The organism is Rhizobium acidisoli (assembly GCF_002531755.2).
Lineage (GTDB): Bacteria > Pseudomonadota > Alphaproteobacteria > Rhizobiales > Rhizobiaceae > Rhizobium > Rhizobium acidisoli.
The window spans coordinates 596,002-615,200 of record NZ_CP034999.1 but is presented as its reverse complement, the minus strand read 5'-3'; the positions used below and the strand labels follow the sequence as shown (position 1 = coordinate 615,200).

The window sequence follows — 19,199 nt, the reverse complement described above, 5'->3', positions numbered from 1 at the left end:
TGCGTGCTTCGCGGTTATACGATCCTATTTGCTGTATCAATACTTATGCCATCGGATACGACCAAGTCCAATACCGAAGAAAGGATCGCTTAACCGCCCGAATCATTTCAAAAAATATTATAGATAGTGGAGGAAGCCCGTGGGCTTACGTGTAATCGCGTGTTCTGCCCCCCAGTTTTCTCACGGCGAGGCGGGCGAAATGGCATTATCAAGCGCCGATCCGGCAAGCCTCTACAATGCCTGCAGATATGCTGCGTCACTGGCATCCAAGGCGGAAGGTGCATGGGGCGAAAGCAATTGGCGCGGCACCAGGAGTGACAGGCGACAATCAACGCTTCTGCTATCTGACATGGACGATGTGCAGCGAAGGCTAACGCCGCTATTAGTCCGGGTCCGGCCCAATTTGGTTCTCATAGGAGCGATGTCGATATGCTTCCGTGGTGCGATTGAGACAGCGAAATACATCAGAGAGTTTCTAGGCGATGACGTTTGTATCGTTCTTGGCGGTCGCCACGCCACCGAAACAATATATCGGGATGACGAAAATCGTGTAAGACATCATCTAGCATCCCCTCTGCGACTAATTGCTGACGGAAAAGTTTCCAACTGTTTCGACATCGTGCTCTCCGGAGATGGTGAACACTTTATCGCGGAAATTGGGTGCGTCGTAGCTTCCTTGGAAGCAAGAGGTTTTTCGCCAAGGGAGGCGAAATTCTCATTGGGCCACCTGACGACCACCCCGGGGCACTGGATCGCCGGCACAATCATGGACGATCAGGTCCACACTGTGTGCTCTTCGGGCATGCCGCTCGATTATAATGGGATGCCATCCCCAGCCGAAATGTTCGGACTTACAACTAGCTTTGACGTGTTTGGTGGCGCGCCTACCGCGCACGTCTTCAGCGACATCGGGCGTGGATGTATCTATGATTGTATCTTCTGCAGTGAGAGGATCAGCGTTGTCGGGCCTCCTCGACAGTTCAAGACAAGCCCCCACCGGTTATGCGGCCAGCTCGCAGCAGCCCACCGCGTAGTCAAGGCAGATTACGGCGAAAACTTTCCTGTCTCGGCGTTCATTGAAGACTCAACTCTTCTTGGATGGAATTCGGCCCTCGTAGCTCAGTTTGAAAAGGTATTCGACCCACTCGAAAATCCTGTGCGGCTTGGCGGACAAGCGACCATTGACCAAATCATTAATAACCCAGCCCTTGCACGAAGACTAGGCCGCATGGGCCTGGAATATCTTTTCATCGGGGTCGAGACACCGCGCCCAGAACTTGTTGGAGGTCTTCACAAGAACATCGCCACCAAGAAGGGTTCGTGGATGGAACGCGCGGACAAAGCAGTTGAAATCTTGTCCGAAGCCGGAATCAAGGTTGGGGTATCCCTCCTATTTGGCATGGGCGAGGGAGCTGCTGAAAGGCAGCAATTGTTTTCGGCCTTAGAAAGCTGGCGGAAAACGGGCTCTCTGATCACAATCAGCATGAACTGGGCCGTCCAACACCCTTTGAGAAACACGGTTCAGGGGAATGAATATACCTATTTGGATTGGGCGGTGGAGCCCGGTCCCATGCTGTCGTTGTTAAGGAATTTTGGCGAAGCCTCTGAGATCTATCCAATTGCCGGCGGTACAAACCCAGACGAAGCCTCGGTAAAGGATATTCTTCAAGCCACCACGGAGATCATGGCTATGCCGCCTGCACACCCAATGCAAAAGCAAGAAGCGGAGCATATATATGCTGAACGGAGCGCCTAAAGGCGGAATAAATTACCCTAGCTCAGACCGAGTATGCGCCGGAACCCATCTCTTTATCGATATGTGGGACGCAGAAAATACGGGAAATGCTGAAGCGATTGAGGCGGCGGTAGCGCAAGCCGTTCATGACTGCCGCGCAACGATGTTGGAATCGAGTTATAGAAAATATAGCGAAGATGGGGGCGTCACGGGCTTCGCAATTCTCGCTGAATCGCACATTTGCGTAAATACCTGGCACGAAGAACGCATGGTCGCGATAGACGTATTTTTTTGTGGTTCGCTAGACCCGTACGCGAGTATCACCGCGTTGCGCGACGTATTTCGCCCATCTCGGATCGATATTATCGAGCACAAGCGTCTTCTTGGAACAAGAATAACGCATCCTAATATTGTGGAAGCGCTTCAACCGAAAGTATTCTCCGAAATCGAGGTGGAACATGTTTTAGAGCCCGATTTAAAAGAAGTTGAGCGATAACAGGCAGTTGTGATTCCCTATTGGTGCTAAATCAAATGGGGTTTCGATGAGCTGGACTGCTATCGCTCGCCGTGAGCATAACCGAGACGTGCTTCGTTTTCCAAGTGATTTGAAGGACCGGGAATGGCGTTGATCAAACCGCTGATCCCGCCAGCGCGTCGTGGCGGGCGGCGTCGGACGACGAATATGCGCTCGGTCGTGGAGGCGATCCTCTATATCGCCTCGAGCGGCTGCCAATGGCGCATGCTGCCGGGCGATTTTCCGCCGGTTTCGACGATGCGCGGTTATTTTTATGCTTGGCGCGCGATCGGACTGTGGCAGAGCATCAACCAGCTTCTGGTGATGGCGGCGCGGGAAATCGAGGGACGGGAGGCGCAACCGACGGCAGGGATTATCGACAGCCAAAGCGTCAAGACCACGGAAAGCGGCGGAATATCCGGCTATGATGCAGGCAAGAAGATTAAGGGCCGCAAGCGTCAGATTGTCACCGATACGCTTGGATTTCTGATCTTCGTGTTCATCCATGCTGCCGACATACAGGATCGCGACGGCGCACCCCATGTCCTCAAGGCGATCCGCCGCCGTTTTCCGTGGCTGCGCCACATCTTCGCCGATGGTGGCTACGCCGGAGCCAAGTTGAGGCGAGCAATGTGCGGCCATGGTGACTGGACGATCGAAATCGTCAAGCGTTCGGATCACGCCAAGGGCTTCGTCGTCCTGCCCAAGAGATGGGTGGTGGAAAGGACTTTCGCCTGGCTTGGACGCTGCCGCCGTCTCGCCAAGGATTGGGAGAAATCGATCGAAAGCGCAACCGCATGGGCGCAAATCGCTTCAATCAGAATGCTCACAAGGCGCATCGCAAGATATTGGATATACGAATGAACTTTTGAATCGGGCTCTTAGAGCCTGGCCGAAAAAGAGTTGAGTGAAATCAGCCAGTTGTGATTCTGTTTTTTTGCTTAGGACGAACGGAGACCACAATGGGCTGGACTTTTCACCCGTCGGCAATATGCCCGACACGCAATGCGGTATGCAAGCGATCTGACGGAACGGGAATGGGGATCGATCTCGCCTTGTCTACCTGGACCGAGGCGATTGGGCAGGCCGCGCAGCACCGATCGTCGCAAGGTCGTGAATGCGTTGCTTTACATTGCTACGACGGGCAGTGGCGGATGATGCCCAGGGATTTTCCGTCTTTTACAACTGTGCAGTCCTATTTCTACGAATGGCGAGCGACAGGGTTATGGGGTCGGATCAACCATCATCTTGTGATGGAGGCGCCTGAATTGGAAGGCCGGGAAGCCTCGCCGTCTGCAGGCGTAATCGAAGTCAAAGCGTGAAAACCACGGAAAGCGGGGGAATTTCCGGCTATGACGCGGGCAAGAAGATCAAGGGACGCAAGCGTCATCGATGGTCGGCCTCATCGTTCACAGCGCCGATATTCAGGATCGCGACGGCGCGCCTGCCGTCTTCAAAACCATTCTCAGGCGCTGGCCGTGGCTGAGACATATCTTCGCCGACGGTGGTTATGCCGGACCGAAGCTGAAGGGCACACTGCAAAAGATCGCTGCGTTCACGCTCCAGATCGTCAAGCGGACCGATAAGGCCAAGGGCTTCGAGGTTCTGCCGCGTCGCTGGGTCGTGGAGAGCACCTTCGCATCGCTTGGCAAATGCCGACGGTTGGCGAAGGATTGGGAAAAGTCCGTCGCACCAGCCGAGGCCGGGATCACTATCGCCCACATCCGGCTCCTGACACGACGCTTGGCAAGGTACGGATATTGTTGAAACCTTTTCGAGTCAGGCGTAAGCGGCAAGGAGACCCCGTCTGGCGTAGAGGGTTAGCGGTCGGATATCGGTAGCGCACGTTGTGAGCCAAAGTGAGCTTCTATGTCTGCGCCTAGTTCTGGAACTAGAACCTTCCATATGATCGAAGCGGTCGCCGAGCGACTTGAGGGTGCTCCACGGCAATTGCGCCGGCGCTGGTCGGATGAGTTCAAAGCGCAGGCGGTGGCCGAGGCGCTGGAGCCGGGCGCGAGCGTATCGGCGATCGCCCATCGGATCGGCATTCATCCGTCGCAGCTCTTCGCCTGGCGTCGTGACGCTCTGGACCATGCCGCCTCGCGTTCGGCTGGCGAAGTCGCCTCGGCGCGCCCGGCTGCCCCGGTGATCGAGGTTGTCATTGGCGACATTGTTGTGCGCGCCGGCGCAGATGTTGACGAGGCGCACTTGCAGCGGGTGATCCGCGCGGCGCGTTCGGCATGATCCCCTCCGGCGTAAAGGTGTTCCTGGCCAGTCATCCGGTCGACTTCCGCAAGGGCCCGGACAGCTTGCTGTCGCTGGTGCGGGATGCCGGCAATGATCCGTTCAACGGTGCACTTTACGTCTTCCGGGCCAAACGAGCGGATAGAGTGAAGATCGTCTGGTGGGACGGCTCCGGCGTCTGCCTTTATGCCAAGCGGCTGGAAAAATCGCAGTTCTGCTGGCCCCGCATCGGTCATAACCGGGTTCAGCTCAACCATGCCCAGCTTCTGGCGCTCATCGATGGCATGGACTGGAAGCGGGTTCGATCCGTGCCGGTCAAGCCGCCGGAGATTGTTGGGTAAAGCCCTGCGGCGAAGTGAATCAGCGGCCTGAAAGGGCAGGAAAACCGGAGCAAAATGTGCTCTGGTCGGGTCGATGACGCCGCCCGATCTCAAACTCCCGGATGATGTAGAAGCGCTAAAAGCCATGGTGCTTGCCATGGCCGAAAAGGCGGCGCGGGCCGACGCCCTTGAGAGCGAGGTCGCAGATCTCAAGGCGCGCAACGCCGATGCCGATGAGCGCATCGAGCGGCTGACGCAGATCCTGAAGGCCTTCGATCGCGCCCGCTTCGGGCGGCGATCGGAAAAGCTCGGCTCTCCCACCATTGACGACGAGCAGCAGGCCTTTGTCTTTGAGGAGATTGAGACCGGCATCGCCGCGATCAAGGCACAGGTCAACAAGGGCCGCGAGCGCCCAGAAGGCAAACGTCCGCCGCGACCGCGCAAGGGCTTCGCACCCCACCTGGAGCGGGTCGAAGTCGTGATAGAGCCGGAGGAGCGGCCGGAGCATGCCGGCAAGCAGAAGGTGCTGATCGGCGAGGACGTCTCGGAGCGGCTGGATGTGGTGCCGGCGAAGTTCCGCGTCATCGTCACCCGCCGCCCGAAGTATGCCTTCAAAAATGAGGACGGCGTCGTCCAGGCACCGGCGCCGGCACACATCATCGAAGCCGGCATTCCGACGGAAGCACTTCTCGCCCAGATTGCCGTCTCCAAATATGCCGATGGCCTGCCGCTCTACCGGCAGGAGGCGATTTACGCCCGCGACAAGGTCGAGCTCGACCGCAAACTGATGGCGCAATGGATGGGCAAGCTCGGCTTTGAGCTGGAGATCCTGGCCGACTACCTCTTTGATGAGATCAAGAAAGCCGAACGGATCTTCGCCGACGAAACCACCTTGCCGACGCTCGCTCCCGGGTCCGGATCGACGAAGACAGCCTATCTATGGGCCTACGCCAGGGATGACCGACCATTTGGCGGCAGCGGTCCGCCCATGGTCGTCTATCGCTTTGAGGACAGTCGGGCCGGCGAGTGCGTCGCCCGTCATCTCAAGGGCTACCGCGGCATCCTGCAAGTCGACGGATATGCCGCCTATAACAAGCTGGTCCGCTCCGATGGCGGCAATGACGGCGTCACATTGGCTGGCTGCTGGTCGCATAGTCGGCGCAAGTTCTATGAGCTGCATGTCGGCAAAAGCTCCGAGATTGCAACGGCGACGGTCGAGCGGATGGCGAAGCTCTGGCAGATTGAGGAGACCATCCGCGGCAAAAGCCCTGAGGTCCGTGTCGCGGCGCGTCAGCAAACCTCTGCGGCGGTCGTCGCCGACCTCTTTGCCCTCTGGCAAAAGACCCTGCCGCGGGTCTCCGGCAAATCGAAGCTCGCCGAGGCGCTCCGCTATGCCATCTCGCGCCGCGCCATCTTCGAGCGCTTCCTGATCGACGGCCGCATCGAGCTCGACTCCAACATCGTCGAGCGCGCGATCCGGCCCCAGGCCATTACGAGAAAGAACTCACTCTTCGCCGGCAGCGACGGCGGCGGAAGGACCTGGGCGACCATCGCGACACTGCTGCAGACGGCAAAACTGAACAACGTCGATCCGCTCGCCTGGCTCACCCAAACGCTCGAGCGCATGGCCAATGGCTGGCCGAGCAGCGAAATCGACGCACTTATGCCGTGGAACTACGCCGGCTGAACGGCCTCGGCTTGCCGCTTACAGTCAGGCTCTTAGCGGTGTAGGTATTGACCCAATTCATCAGGCTTAAGCTCAATTCGATGTCATGGAACTAGTCAACAACCTCCAGCAACCGAGGACCGCTTTCTTCACCACGGTGCGGCGGTCCATGAGATGCTGCATTGGTCTCTCGATTGCTTCATCTTCGGCAGGAGGCTTCTGGGGGGCATCGTCTGGTTTAGAAAGCACCTCCGACTAAGGCGACTGTTGCCGACCGCCGCTTCTGATTAGATGACATGTTTCCGGAAGAGAACATGCCTCGAAAATTTAAGCGTTTCCCGTTGCCTTTTGGACCTACGCCGATCGAGAAGCTCGACCGTCTCGGTAAGCGCGGGGGTGGAAACATTGAGAACAACGTCAAACGAGATGACTGCAAGTTCGCAACTTGCATTTGGCGGAAATAAGCTCCGCAAACTTTATTGCAGTGTTCCGGACGGTGAGTCGAGGCGGGTCCAGTGAGATTTGCCCAGGGCCGGCGCTTTTAACGCGGCGGCCTCGGCGCAGTCGACGACGTTCCCGCCCATCGGACGAAAACTGGCGGGGCAACTTCGACGTCGAAGGTGGCGCGGATTGTTGCACGAAAGCCCGCCGCGGGGACATCCCAATGCAGGTCGCCGACTATCGGACGCAGACCGGCGTTAGAGCAGGCTTTTGTCAGACATGTACTCAGCGGTTGTCGGCATTGAGACTGAATGGCGGGAGCTTGACACTACGCGCTGCTACGAAATGCCTGCTGAGCCCACGAATTCACCTCGGCACGCAATTTGCTCTGGTCACGGTATGTCGCCAATCGCAGCGCGATGGTCTTCGGGCGGTGCGTCGCTGTTCGCGTCTGGTGAGGTCCCCATGGTTTGCTGTGGCAATGATAGTGGCTCCGTTGTGACCGGGAAAATCTCAGGAGTGTTGGATGCGATCTAGAGTTCTTCATTTGCGAGCCACAACGATCGCCCACGTCGCGGGCGGTACAGCCAAAGCGGCAGACCTTGAGCCAGGAGGGAGGCCGGGGGTGTGGGACTGGTCTGGAAGTTATGTTTGCGGACGGGTCGGTAGGTGGGTGCGGTCGAACCTGCTGCGCCAATTCCTACGGTCGGGCGACCTATGGCGATACCGACATGTTCGATTTCAACCGGCTGCACAACCCGCACCTGCCGCTCGGCTAAGGGCTGTATCTGTGCCTGGGCGCTGCGCTGGCGCGCCCGGAATTGGGAAGTGCCTTCCCCCCGCCGTTCGTGCGGTCGGAGGATCTGGCGCTGGTAATCGCCGCAGAGGACGTCGTCTACGCGCTGTCTTAACTCATGTGCTGCCCGCAGTCTGCCCATCATCTTCCGCCCCTTCCAGGCTCAGAGAGTAAATCGTCACCATGTCCGAACAATCCTTGCCGGCGCTGCCGATGTGGCGGGTCGATCACATCGAGCCCTCGCCCGAGATGTTGGCGCTACGTGCCAAAGGTCCGATCCACCGCGTGCGCCTTCCGTCCGGGCACGAATGCTGGTGGGTGACAGGCTATGACGAGGCCAAGGCGGTGCTGTCTGACGCGGCATTCCGGCCCGCGGGAATGCCTCCGGCGGATTTCACCCCGGATTCGGTCATTCTCGGTTCGCCGGGATGGCTGGTCTCGCACGAAGGGGACGAGCATGCTCGGTTACGCACGATCGTGGCGCCGGCCTTCAGCAACAGCAGGGTGAAGCTGCTTACGCAGCAGGTCGAGGCGATCACCGTGCAGTTGTTCGATACGCTGGCGGTTCAGCCCCAGCCCGCAGACTTGCGACGCCATGTCTCCTTTCCGCTTCCGGCCAAGGTAATCAGCGCGCTGATGGGCGTGCCCTTCGAGGAACACGCCTTTTTCGCAGGACTCTCCGACGAGGTGATGACGCACCAGCATGAAAGCGGCCCGCGCAGGGCGTCGGGCCTGGCCTGGGAAGAGCTCCGCGCCTACATTCACGGCAAAATACGGGGCAAGCGACAGGATCCGGGCGATAACCTGCTGACGGATCTGCTCGCCGCGGTCGACCAGGGCAAAGCGACCGAGGAAGAGGCGATCGGCCTCGCGGCGGGCGTGCTGGTGGCGGGGCACGAGAGCACCGTCGCGCAGATCGAATTCGGCCTGCTGGCCATGTTTCGCCATCCGCAACAGCGCGAACGCCTGGTCCGCGATCCGTCCCTGGTGGACAAGGCGGTGGAGGAAATACTGCGCATGTATTCGCCTGGTGCGGGCTGGGACGGCATCATGCGCTATCCCCGGACCGACGTGACCATCGCAGGCGTGCATATACCCGCGGAGAGCAAAGTACTGGTCGGCCTGCCGGCGACCTCGTTTGATCCGCGCCATTTCAAAGACCCGGAAGTCTTCGACATCGGACGCGACGCAAATCCCCACCTGGCGTTCTCCTACGGGCAGCACAATTGCATCGGGGCGGCGCTGGCCAGGCTGGAACTGAAGGCCGTATTCGGTTCGATCTTCCAGCGCTTTCCCGCGTTGCGCCTGGCCGTGGCGCCCGACGAACTGAAGTTGCGCAAGGAGATCATCACCGGCGGGTTCGAGGAGATGCCGGTGATCTGGTGCGGACGCCGCCCGGTATCGCAATTTTCTCATTTGACGGCGCCTGGCGCGCGCCGGTCAGATCAGCCACCCGACAGGTAACCAAGATGGACGTGCAAGAAACCAAGGCAGCATGCCACGACGCCTTCGCCGAGCTGGCGTCGCCAGCATGCATCCAAGACCCGTACCCGTTCATGCGGTGGTTGCAAGAGCACGATCCGGTGCACCGCGCGGCGTCGGGCATCTTTCTGTTGAGCCGCCACGCCGACATCTACTGGGCGTTCAAGGCCACGGGCGATGCGTTTCGGGGACCGGCGCCATCCGAACTGGCGCGCTATTTCCCGCGTGCGGCGAGCAGCCTGTCGCTCAATCTGCTGGCGTCCACGCTAGCCATGAAGGAACCACCGACGCATACGCGTCTGCGCCGGCTGATTTCGCGCGATTTCACCGTGGGTCATATCGACAACCTGCGGCCGAGCATCGCGCGCATCGTCGCAGCCCGCCTGGATGGCATGGCGCCCGCACTGGAGCGAGGAGAGGCGGTGGACCTGCATCGGGAATTCGCACTGGCCTTGCCCATGCTTGTCTTCGCTGAATTGTTCGGCATGCCCCAAGACGACATTTTCGAGCTCTCAGCGATCGTCAGCGCCATTCTAGAAGGCCTGAGCCCGCACGCCAGCGATCCACAGCTCGCCGCGGCGGACGTGGCCAGCGCCAGGGTGAAGGCCTATTTCGGCGACCTCATATTGCGCAAGCGCGCCGATCCCTGCCGCGACATCGTGTCGACACTGGTCGGCGCACACAGCGACGATGCCGACACGCTTTCGGACGCGGAGTTGATCAGCATGCTGTGGGGCATGTTGCTGGGCGGCTTCGCCACCACTGCTGCGACTATCGACCATGCGGTGCTGGCGATGCTGGCCTACCCCGAGGAGCGGCACTGGCTCCAGGGAGACGCCGCAGGGGTGGAGGCATTCGTGGAAGAAGTACTGCGCTGCGAGGCGCCCGCCATGTTCAGCTCCATTCCGCGTATCGCCCAGCGCGACATCGAATTGCGTGGCGTGGTGATCCCGAAGGACGCGGACGTGCGCGTGCTGATCGCGGCCGGCAATCGCGACCCGGACGCTTTCGCTGATCCCGACCGATTCGATCCGGTGCGGTTCTACGGCACCAGGCCTGGCATGTCGAACGACGGAAAGATTATGCTGAGCTTCGGCCACGGCATCCACTTCTGCCTAGGTGCGCAACTCGCCAGGGTGCAGCTGGCCGAGAGCCTGCCGCAGATCCAGGCGCGCTTTCCCACGTTGGCCTTGGCCGAGCAGCCGACCCGGGAGCCCTCAGCGTTCCTTAGGACGTTCCGCGCGCTGCCGGTGCGGCTGCACGCGCAGGCGGCGGCTGAGGTTCGCGTCGTGGTCGACCAGGACCTGTGCGGAACCACTGGTCAGTGCGTGTTGACGCTGCCGGGCGCCTTTCGTCAGCGCGAACCGGACGGCGTGGCCGAAGTGTGCATGGCGACGGTCCCGCAGGCGCTGCACGCCGCCGTGCGGCTAGCAGAAAGCCAGTGCCCGGTCGCGGCTATTCGGGTGATCGAAAGCGAAGCCGGCGATAACCACTGCACCAACCCCGGCCCTACGCCCTCTCAGGCAGACGCTGAGCGACATGCAGCGAAAGACCTACGCAATCCAGGAGAACATGATGGAACGATTTAAAGGCAAGGTGGCCGTGGTGACCGGCGCCGGCGCCGGGATCGGCAAGGCATGCGCCCTCGCCATCGCACGCGAGGGCGGAAGAGTGGTGGTGGCCGACATTGATGGCCCCGCTGCCATCGCCTGCACCGCACAGATCGCAGCCGAAGCGGGCCAAGCGCTGGCCGTGGCCATGGACATCGCAGATGCGCAGGCGGTGGCAGAGCTTTTCCAAACGGCGAAGCGGCGCTTCGGTGGGGTAGACGTGCTTGTGAACAATGCGAGCGCCATGCATTTGACCCCGCACGACCGCGCGATCCTCGACCTGGACGTGGCGGTCTGGGACAAGACCATGGCGACCAATTTGCGCGGCACGCTCCTCTGCTGCCGGCAGGCCATCCCACAAATGATCACCCGCGGTGGTGGCGCGATCGTGAACATGTCATCGTGCCAAGGGCTCAGCGGCGACACCGCACTGACGTCCTACGCCGCGTCGAAGGCCGCAATGAACATGCTGTCGGCCTCGCTTGCCACCCAGTACGGACACGCGAAGATCCGCTGCAACGCGGTTGCGCCAGGCCTTATCATGACGGAACGCCTCTTCGCCAAGCTGGACGAGTGCATGCAACGGCATCTACACCGGCACCAGCTCCTGCCGCACGTCGGCCGCCCCGAGGACGTAGCCGCGCTGGTCGCATTCCTGCTCTCCGACGAGGCTGCGTTCATCACCGGCCAGGTGTTGTGTATCGACGGCGGCATGTTGTCGCATGTTCCAACCTACGCCGACGGTGGCAACAGCGCGGCTCTGCCGGCCGGTGACGCCGCCGAAGCAGCCGCAACGTCGCACTGGTGATGGACATGCTGCTCAACCCGCTGAACCGCTGGCACCGGCTACGGGACGACATCCCGGTCATGCCTGGCGCTTTCCCCCTGGTCGGGCATCTTCCCGCCATCGTCTGCGATCTGCCGCGCCTGCTGCGGCGCGCCGAAAGGACGCTAGGCAGCCACTTCTGGCTGGATTTCGGCCCGGCCGGACACCTGATGACATGCCTGGATCCGGATGCGCTCGCATTGCTCCGGCACAAGGAAGTGTCCTCGGCACTGATCGAAGAGATGGCGCCCGACATCCTTGGCGGAACGTTGGTCACTTTGGACGGCAGCGCGCACCGGCAGGCGCGCGATGGGATAAAGGCGGCGTTTCTGCCCAGGGGTCTGACTGAGGCCGGCATTGGCGAGCTGTTCGAACCAATTATTCGGGCTCAGGTCAGGGCGTGGCGCGACCGCGGTGAAGTCGCTATCCTGCCAGACACCCGCAACCTGATGCTTAAACTCACCTTCAGTCTCATGGGCATCCCCGCCCAAGACCTGTCGGAGTGGCATCGCAAGTACCGGCAACTGCTACACTTGATGGTCGCGCCCCCGATCGACCTGCCGGGGATGCCATTGCGGCGCGGCCGCGCCGCCCGCGATTGGATCGACGCGCAGTCGCGCCAGTTCATCCGGGACGCGCGCGCGCGCGCCGCGCGCACCGGGTTGATCAACGACATGGTGAGCGCCTTCGATCGCAGCGACGGCGCACTCTCCGATGACGTCCTGGTCGCCAATATCCGCTTGCTGCTGCTTGCCGGCCACGAGACCTCCGCCTCAACGATGGCCTGGATGGTGATCGAGCTGGCGCAGCAGCCAGAGCTGTGGGACGCCCTGGTCGAAGAGGCGCAACGCGTGGGCGCGGTGCCGACCGGGCACGAGGACCTGGCGCAATGTCCGGTCGCAGAGGCACTGTTTCGGGAGACGCTACGAATGCATCCGGCTTCCTCGCTCGTACCGCGTCGCGCGATGCAGGAATTACAACTCGGCCAGCGGCGCATTCCTGCGGGCACTCATTTGTGCATCCCACTGCTGCATTTCTCGACCTCGGCGCTGCTGCACGAAGCGCCTGATCAGTTCCGTCTGGGACGGTGGCTGCAACGCACGGAGCCGATCCGGCCGGTGGACATGCTGCAGTTCGGTGCCGGCCCACACGTCTGCATGGGCTATCATCTAGTATGGCTGGAGCTGGTGCAGTTCAGCATCGCCTTGGCATTGACCATGCAGGAGGCCGGGGTGCGGCCGCGGTTGATGAGCGGCGTCGATAATGGCCGGCGCTATTACCCGACCGCACATCCGTCCATGACAATCCGCATCGGATTCTCATGAGCTGGGATCGTCTGCCCCGTGTCAGGAGGCAGCGGCGCCGGCGATGGGCGGCATTGCTGCACTCGGCGCGCGCGCCCGGTGCGACGCCGGCAACACCGCGGCTCGCCGCTCGCCGCGGCATTCTCTGTCACGTACGAGGAGATGAACAACATGCAGACGGGTTCCATGCTAAACGACGACCGAACTGGCGTTTCCCCGTTCGGCGGATTGGGCGCGCAGGCGTGCGGCGGAGTGCCGGTGCGCGCGTCCGTACGCATGGTCGCGCTATGCGCCGTCGCGGAGGATGCCGCGCGTTACGCTGTTCCGCGCGCTGGATCGCTATCGCGCCTGTTTCGGATCGTAGGTGGTCGAGGATGACACGCCAGCGGATGACACGACGCTGGGCAAGCCCCCGGCAAGCATGTGGCGGAGAAGAATGCAACCGGCGTGCCGATCACGGAGCTGCATGCAGCGCGCCAGTCAGTGCCGGGCCTATGGCCCGAGGCCGAGGAAGCCATCACCCCACTGCGGCCGCGTGCGGAGCGGTTGGCGCAGGCCGTGCAGCGGGCCAAAAGGGTATCCGTTCAAGCACGCGCCGTGCGCAAGGGCGCCGGTCGGCACGGAGGCGCCGCCGTAACGCTGCGATCCGCCGGCGGCAGCGCTAGATGCTACATTGTGTCCGATTCCGCGGCGCAGATCGCAGCGGTTGCCCACCGCGGTCCGCCGCGCTGTCCGGCGGACCGCCGCCAGCATGGGTGCGCTTCGCCGCGACGGGCCCGCGGCGGTGCCCGACGTCCGCCCCATCCTGCTTCTCGTCAACTGCCTGCAGAGGGAACATCCCGCATGAATGCGCTGTCCGAACAGATCCTTTCTGAATTGCGCCACCTGCTGAACGAGACGCGCGATGGCGGCAGCGTCAGTCCCTCCGTTTACGACACGGCGCGCGTTTTGCACTTCCGCGGCAACGTCACCGGTCGGCAGAACGCATACGCGTGGCTCATGGCGCAGCAACAGGCTGATGGCGGGTGGGGAAGTGCTGACTTCCCACTGTTCCGCCATGCACCCACGTGGGCGGCGTTGCTTGCATTGCAGCGTGCCGATCCTCTTCCCGGCGCTGCGGACGCAGTTCAGGCTGCAACGCGGTTCCTCGAGCGCCAGCCGGATCCCTACGCAGATGCGGTGCCGGAAGACGCGCCGGTAGGCGCGGAGCTGATCCTGCCGCAGATCTCCGGCGAGGCCGCATCCTTGGTGGACGACGTGGTGTTTCCGCGCTACCCGGCGCTGTTGCCGTTGCGGCAGGCGTGCCTGGCCAAGTTGGGGACGGTGGGACCGCTGCCGAGCGGCCATCCGTTGTTGCACTCCTGGGAAGCCTGGGGCACGTCGCCGACCACGGCATGCCTGGACGACGACGGCAGCATCGGCATCAGCCCGGCGGCAACCGCCGCGTGGCGTGCGCACGCCCTCACACAGGCGAGCGCGCCACAGGTCGGGCGTGCCGACAGGTATCTTCAGGCCGCATCGCGCGCGGCACGTAGCGGCATTGAAGGTGTCGTTCCTAGCGTCTGGCCGATCAACGTATTCGAGCCATGCTGGTCGCTGTACACCCTGCACCTGGCCGGGTTGTTTTCGCATCCCGCGCTCGCCGAGGCGGTAGGCGTGATCGTCGCGCAGCTCGATGCCTGTCTGGGCGTGCGCGGTCTGGGTCCGGCCTTGCACTTCGCGGCCGATGCGGACGACACCGCCGTTGCGTTGTGCATCCTGCGCCTAGCAGGACGCAACCCGGCTGCCGACGCGTTGCGCCATTTCGAAATCGGCGGGCTGTTCGTTACCTTCCCCGGCGAGCGCAATGCCTCGGTCTCGACCAACATCCACGCCCTGCATGCGTTCAGACTGTTGGGAAAGCCCACCGCCGGCACCAGCGCTTACCTTGAGGCCAATCGCAACCCGGACGGTCTATGGGACAATGAAAAATGGCACGTTTCGTGGCTGTATCCCACCGCGCATGCAATTGCTGCGCTCGCGCAAGGCGTGCCCCAGTGGCGCGACGAGCGCGCGCTGGCGGCGCTGTTGCAGGCGCAGTGCGACGACGGCGGCTGGGGCGCCGGTCGCGCGTCAACATTTGAAGAAACCGCCTATGCGCTGTTCGCCTTGCACGTGATGGATGGGCGCGAAGAGCCGACAGGGCGCGCCCGCATCGCGCTGGCGGTCGCGCACGCGTTGGAGTGGATGCTCGCTCGCCATGAGGCGCATGAATTGCCGCAGACGCCGCTGTGGATCGGCAAGGAATTGTATTGCCCGACCCGGGTCGTGCGCGTGATCGAACTCGCCGGCTTGTGGCTGGCTCTTCGTTGGGGGCGGCGCATCCCGGCCGAGGGAGCAGGAGGAATAGCGCAATGATCCCGACCGAAAGCGCGCTGCAGCAAGTACTGGAGTGGGGGCGTTCTCTAACCGGATTCGCCGACGAGCATGCCGTGGAAGCAGTTAGGGGCGGACAGTACATCCTGCAGCGTATCCAACCGAGCCTGCACGATACCAGCGCCCGCACCGGCCGGGATCCGCAGGACGAAAAGCTGATCGTGGCGTTTTATCGCGAGTTGGCGCTACTGTTTTGGCTCGACGATTGCAACGACCTTGGCCTGATCGCGCCAGAGCAGCTGGCCGCGGTGGAGCAGGCGCTGGGGCAGGGCGGCCCATGCGCGATCCCCGGGTTCGAGGGCTGCGCTGTGCTGCGCGCTTCCCTGGCCGCGCTCGCCTACGATAGGCGCGACTATACTCAGCTTCTTAACGATACCCAGTGCTACTGCGCGGCGCTTCGCGCCGAACACGCGCAGGCGGCGGGGGCGCAACGCTGGTCTTACGCCGAATACTTGCACAATTCCATCGATTCGATCGCCTACGCGAACGTGTTCTGTTGCCTGTCGTTGCTTTGGGGGCTGGACATGGCGACCCTGCGCGCGCGTCCGGCGTTTCGCCAGGTACTGCGGCTCATCTCCACGATAGGGCGCCTGCAGAACGATCTGCATGGACGCGCCAAGGATAGGTCGGCGGGAGAGGCCGACAACGCTGCCATCCTGCTCCTGCAGCGTTATCCGGCTATGCCTGTGGAGGATTTCCTCAACGACGAGCTGGCCGGCCATGAGCGCATGCTGCACCGAGTGATGGTGGAGGAACGCTTTCCTGCGCCATGGGGACCGTTAATCGAGGCCATGGCGGCGATTCGCGCGAAGTACTACGAGACCTCGATCAGCCGCTACGGCAACCATGCTGCGGGGGGAGGCCAGCGTGCGCCGGCGTGAACGCGCGGGAGGCGGCGGCGTGCGCGTAGCGCCCTCGGTCCGATCCGACGCAACGCCAACGCCCAATACGGCGGATAGAGCGAGCATGTGCGACGACGCCCTGACCCGGCGCAAGGACGACCATCTGGACCTCGTGCTTAATCGGCGAACGGCGCCAGCCACGGTCGCCGCCGGCTGGGAGCAAATCCGGTTCGAACACTGCGCACTACCCGAGCTGGACCTGACGCAGATCGGACTGCGCACCTCGCTGTTAGGCAAGCCCATGCGTGCGCCGCTGCTGATCAGTTCCATGACCGGCGGAATGCCACGCGCCGAGGCCATCAATCGGCATCTGAGCGAGGCGGCGCAAGCCTTGGGGATCGCCATGTGCGTCGGTTCGCAGCGCGTGAGCCTGCAATCGCGCAATTCCCAGGGACTGACGCGCGCGCTTCGCCGCCTGGCGCCTGACATTCCCTTGCTGGCCAATATCGGCGCCGCGCAACTGCGTGAGGCCGACGGCCTTGATCTGGCGCGCCGGGCTGTCGATGCGCTGGAGGCTGATGGGCTGATCGTCCATCTCAATCCGCTGCAGGAAGCGCTACAGCCGGATGGCGACCGCGACTGGCGCGGCGTCCTGGCGCAAATGGCTCGCGCCGCGCGTAGCGTGGGCGTGCCGATCGTGGCCAAAGAAGTGGGGTCGGGCCTGTCCGCCTCGGTGGCCTGCGCGCTCGTCGAGGCGGGTGTTGCGGTGATTGATGTCGCCGGAGCGGGCGGCACCAGTTGGGCCGCGGTGGAGGGCGAGCGCGCCCGCGATGCCGCCGGCCGTGCAGTGGCGATGGCGTTCGCCGATTGGGGGATCCCGACACCGGCCAGTTTGCAGGCGGTACGTCGGGCGCTGCCAACGGTGAAGCTTATCGCGTCCGGCGGGATCCGCGATGGCGTCGACGTGGCCAAGGCCATTCGCCTGGGCGCGGACATCGCCGGGCAGGCAGCCGGCGTGCTGCCAGCGGCTACGGTATCGACCGAAGCGGTCGTCGCGCATTTCGAGGTCGTCATCCGCCAGTTGGCCGTCGCCTGCTTTTGCACCGGCTCACCTGATCTGGCGACGTTGCGCCAGGCGCGCTTGTTGCCCTCCGCGCATCCGCCAGCTGGATGATGCCGGCGTCGCTCGCTCGTGTCGGCCGGCGCCTAGCTGGTTGCAAAAACCGTTAACGCTAAAGCTAGACCTCTAATCCACCTGGCCCACGGGTTCGATACAGGGAACGAAGTGTTCATGAGGCAGCTGTTGACGATGAAGCGGTAATGATGCCGCCGGTTAGCTAGGTTATGCGTAACGGAATTCGGAGCTCATAAAGGTGCGCAATCCAGCGCCGCTTGTTGAATTAGCCCGGCTTTTCCCGGTCCCGCCACGCCTTTGCAAAGTGCATGATTCAGCCAGTTAACGAAGGACCGTTTGTGAGGGCTGGCAGGAACGGTGTCACCTATCTGTTCGAGATACGCGTAAAATCTGGCGGCTGCGCTATCCAATCCTTCGCCGCGAACGATACTGGGCCGCTTCAGCTGCGTGTCCACGGCAGGCAATTTGCCAAGCACTTCGGCGCGACCGACTGTATCTGCGATGTCGTCGGCGATCTGATACGCATGCCCGAGCAATTCCCCCACCTTAGACCATGGGGCCGGATCAACATCACTTGCCAGGGCACCGCACGTGGCCGCTGCGACAAAGAGGGAGCCGGTCTTGTAATGGTGATAGCGGTCGATTGGGACGTGCGTCATTGCCTCCATCGACTGTCCGGCGATCAGTCCGTGACTGGGGCCGACCGCCTCCGCAACCACCTCGATCATGCGCGCGCCCAACTCAGGTGTTAGCGCAGCCTGCAAGCTGAGGTATTTGAAAGCCATCACAATCAAGGCATCGCCAGCCAAAACGGCGATAGGCTCTCCGAAAAGCCGGTGCACTGTCGGTCTGCCGCGGCGTAGCGCGGCGTTATCGAAGCAAGGCAAGTCGTCATGCACCAACGAGGCACAGTGTAGCAATTCAATTGCTGCCGCGGCTCTTGTCGCCAGCTCAGGATGTCTTTCGCCGCACACATAGGAGACTTTCAAGCAGAGCTTGGGGCGCATTCGGGAGCCACCTGGAAACACTGCCGCGTCTAGCGCTCCACGCAGGTGAGCCGGCGCAGCCGGACTTAGAGCAGTATCCATGGCAGCTCGCAGCGCATGCTCGATGAGCTTGTCGCTATCGCCAACGACGTCGGCTTGGTGATTCGAAATCATATCGCGTCTCCACTTTTGAGACGAAAACGAACATCGGGCCTAGTCCAACCGGTGCCAAACAAAAGGCCAATTTCGCTGTGTCTCTTCAGGTTCCAGGGCGCCGTTAAGTTTAGCGGGTTGCGGCGGCCAACATGCGGCACCGGCGTCACCAATGAACCCGCGTGCCAGTGGGAGCCCTAACTCGGCAAGGCGATCTCCCGCTGGAATCCCTCGAAGCAGTCCCATTCGCGGCGACATGACATCTCGACGAATTCGGTTATTTCGATCGCGTGCGAAAAACATTGGCTCTGGCGGCGCTGTCGGCCAGAATGGCATTGCTCTAGACGTCTTGATCCAAAGCCGAAGAGGCTCCCGCGCTGAGCAGTGGCTCGTGACAAAGCTCTTTGGATCGGCTGCACGCCGCCGCGCGTGATGATCGCTGACGATCTCCGTTCGTAGGGTACGACATGGGCGAAGATGGGCCTTACATCTAAAAGTGTTGGTCATCGTCGATAGTAACCACTGGAGCTTGGACCGGAACCATTGCCGGCAGAGATCTGGGCTCTTACAAGCAATTGGTGTGCCACCAGAGCATTGTTAGTGAATGTTTCAATGGCGACAGAAGGCGCCTTCCGGTGCTCACCGTGTGTCGGGAGTCGTAGATTGTGCCACTCCGCCTAGTATGTGAACGCCGTCAACCTTGCGAGCGATCCGTCCGAAGGCCGACCCA

The 19,199-nt window shown here is 62.0% G+C and carries 14 protein-coding genes and 2 pseudogenes; 15 read left to right on the top strand and 1 reads right to left on the bottom strand.

What is annotated here, in order from left to right:
* The first annotated feature begins 199 nt into the window (after nt 1–199).
* The 15 genes and pseudogenes from CO657_RS25300 to fni all read left to right on the top strand — a co-directional run bounded on the left by CO657_RS25300 (nt 200) and on the right by fni (nt 17,369).
* Entirely contained in the window at nt 200–1,756 is a 1,557-nt protein-coding gene (locus tag CO657_RS25300; RefSeq protein ID WP_245293090.1) for a radical SAM protein, read from the top strand.
* On the top strand, nt 1,737–2,231 hold the full coding sequence (speD, locus tag CO657_RS25295; protein WP_054186151.1) for an adenosylmethionine decarboxylase: 495 nt from the start codon (nt 1,737–1,739) through the stop codon (nt 2,229–2,231). The genes CO657_RS25300 and speD overlap by 20 nt, the downstream gene beginning before the upstream one ends.
* Before the next feature lie 46 nt (nt 2,232–2,277).
* A protein-coding gene (locus CO657_RS25290) for an IS5 family transposase (protein WP_097609991.1) occupies nt 2,278–3,113 on the top strand; the annotation gives its coding sequence in 2 pieces (ribosomal slippage) (nt 2,278–2,359 and nt 2,359–3,113; 837 coding nt in all).
* A gap of 98 nt (nt 3,114–3,211) precedes the next feature.
* A pseudogene (locus CO657_RS25280) lies at nt 3,212–4,016 on the top strand (IS5 family transposase).
* A gap of 138 nt (nt 4,017–4,154) precedes the next feature.
* Entirely contained in the window at nt 4,155–4,493 is a 339-nt protein-coding gene (locus tag CO657_RS25275) for a transposase (protein WP_054186150.1), read from the top strand.
* Entirely contained in the window at nt 4,490–4,834 is a 345-nt protein-coding gene (gene tnpB, locus CO657_RS25270) for an IS66 family insertion sequence element accessory protein TnpB (protein ID WP_010003750.1), read from the top strand. The genes CO657_RS25275 and tnpB overlap by 4 nt, the downstream gene beginning before the upstream one ends.
* A 73-nt stretch (nt 4,835–4,907) precedes the next feature.
* Nucleotides 4,908–6,500, top strand: coding sequence for an IS66 family transposase (tnpC, locus tag CO657_RS25265; protein WP_054186149.1), 1,593 nt, complete (start codon nt 4,908–4,910; stop codon nt 6,498–6,500).
* A gap of 293 nt (nt 6,501–6,793) precedes the next feature.
* Nucleotides 6,794–6,974, top strand: a pseudogene (locus CO657_RS37560) (1-aminocyclopropane-1-carboxylate deaminase); the annotation flags it as partial.
* Between the two features lie 925 nt (nt 6,975–7,899).
* Entirely contained in the window at nt 7,900–9,180 is a 1,281-nt protein-coding gene (locus CO657_RS25255; RefSeq protein WP_054186148.1) for a cytochrome P450, read from the top strand.
* 5 nt (nt 9,181–9,185) lie between these two features.
* The gene (locus CO657_RS25250) at nt 9,186–10,787 is read left to right on the top strand and encodes a cytochrome P450 (RefSeq protein WP_054186147.1); all 1,602 of its coding nucleotides are present in this window, start codon (nt 9,186–9,188) and stop codon (nt 10,785–10,787) included.
* Nucleotides 10,774–11,616, top strand: coding sequence for an SDR family oxidoreductase (locus tag CO657_RS25245; protein ID WP_054186146.1), 843 nt, complete (start codon nt 10,774–10,776; stop codon nt 11,614–11,616). The genes CO657_RS25250 and CO657_RS25245 overlap by 14 nt, the downstream gene beginning before the upstream one ends.
* Entirely contained in the window at nt 11,616–12,959 is a 1,344-nt protein-coding gene (locus tag CO657_RS25240; protein ID WP_054186145.1) for a cytochrome P450, read from the top strand. Before CO657_RS25245 ends, CO657_RS25240 begins: the two co-directional genes overlap by 1 nt.
* A gap of 822 nt (nt 12,960–13,781) precedes the next feature.
* Nucleotides 13,782–15,335 (top strand): hypothetical protein, encoded by a 1,554-nt coding sequence (locus tag CO657_RS25230; protein ID WP_054186143.1) that lies wholly within the window; start codon nt 13,782–13,784, stop codon nt 15,333–15,335.
* Complete coding sequence (locus CO657_RS25225; RefSeq protein ID WP_054186142.1) at nt 15,332–16,234, top strand: terpene synthase family protein; 903 nt, start codon at nt 15,332–15,334, stop codon at nt 16,232–16,234. The genes CO657_RS25230 and CO657_RS25225 overlap by 4 nt, the downstream gene beginning before the upstream one ends.
* An 85-nt stretch (nt 16,235–16,319) precedes the next feature.
* Nucleotides 16,320–17,369, top strand: a complete 1,050-nt coding sequence (gene fni / locus CO657_RS25220) for a type 2 isopentenyl-diphosphate Delta-isomerase (RefSeq protein ID WP_007636917.1) — start codon at nt 16,320–16,322, stop codon at nt 17,367–17,369.
* A 191-nt stretch (nt 17,370–17,560) separates the two neighbouring features.
* Here the strand turns inward: fni and CO657_RS25215 are convergent, their stop codons facing one another.
* Nucleotides 17,561–18,490 carry a polyprenyl synthetase family protein gene (locus CO657_RS25215; protein WP_054186141.1) on the bottom strand — a complete coding sequence of 310 codons (930 nt, stop codon included), beginning with the start codon at nt 18,488–18,490 and terminating at the stop codon, nt 17,561–17,563.
* Nucleotides 18,491–19,199 lie beyond the last annotated feature (709 nt).

Excerpts from the sequence above, each read along its gene's own strand:
- CO657_RS25300 (WP_245293090.1), top strand. The coding sequence starts at position 200 with ATGGCATTATCAAGCGCCGATCCGGCAAGCCTCTACAATGCCTGCAGA.
- speD (WP_054186151.1), top strand. The coding sequence starts at position 1,737 with ATGCTGAACGGAGCGCCTAAAGGCGGAATAAATTACCCTAGCTCAGAC.
- CO657_RS25275 (WP_054186150.1), top strand. The coding sequence starts at position 4,155 with ATGATCGAAGCGGTCGCCGAGCGACTTGAGGGTGCTCCACGGCAATTG.
- tnpB (WP_010003750.1), top strand. The coding sequence starts at position 4,490 with ATGATCCCCTCCGGCGTAAAGGTGTTCCTGGCCAGTCATCCGGTCGAC.
- tnpC (WP_054186149.1), top strand. The coding sequence starts at position 4,908 with ATGACGCCGCCCGATCTCAAACTCCCGGATGATGTAGAAGCGCTAAAA.
- CO657_RS25255 (WP_054186148.1), top strand. The coding sequence starts at position 7,900 with ATGTCCGAACAATCCTTGCCGGCGCTGCCGATGTGGCGGGTCGATCAC.
- CO657_RS25250 (WP_054186147.1), top strand. The coding sequence starts at position 9,186 with ATGGACGTGCAAGAAACCAAGGCAGCATGCCACGACGCCTTCGCCGAG.
- CO657_RS25245 (WP_054186146.1), top strand. The coding sequence starts at position 10,774 with ATGGAACGATTTAAAGGCAAGGTGGCCGTGGTGACCGGCGCCGGCGCC.
- CO657_RS25240 (WP_054186145.1), top strand. The coding sequence starts at position 11,616 with ATGGACATGCTGCTCAACCCGCTGAACCGCTGGCACCGGCTACGGGAC.
- CO657_RS25230 (WP_054186143.1), top strand. The coding sequence starts at position 13,782 with ATGAATGCGCTGTCCGAACAGATCCTTTCTGAATTGCGCCACCTGCTG.
- CO657_RS25225 (WP_054186142.1), top strand. The coding sequence starts at position 15,332 with ATGATCCCGACCGAAAGCGCGCTGCAGCAAGTACTGGAGTGGGGGCGT.
- fni (WP_007636917.1), top strand. The coding sequence starts at position 16,320 with ATGTGCGACGACGCCCTGACCCGGCGCAAGGACGACCATCTGGACCTC.
- CO657_RS25215 (WP_054186141.1), bottom strand. The coding sequence starts at position 18,490 with ATGATTTCGAATCACCAAGCCGACGTCGTTGGCGATAGCGACAAGCTC.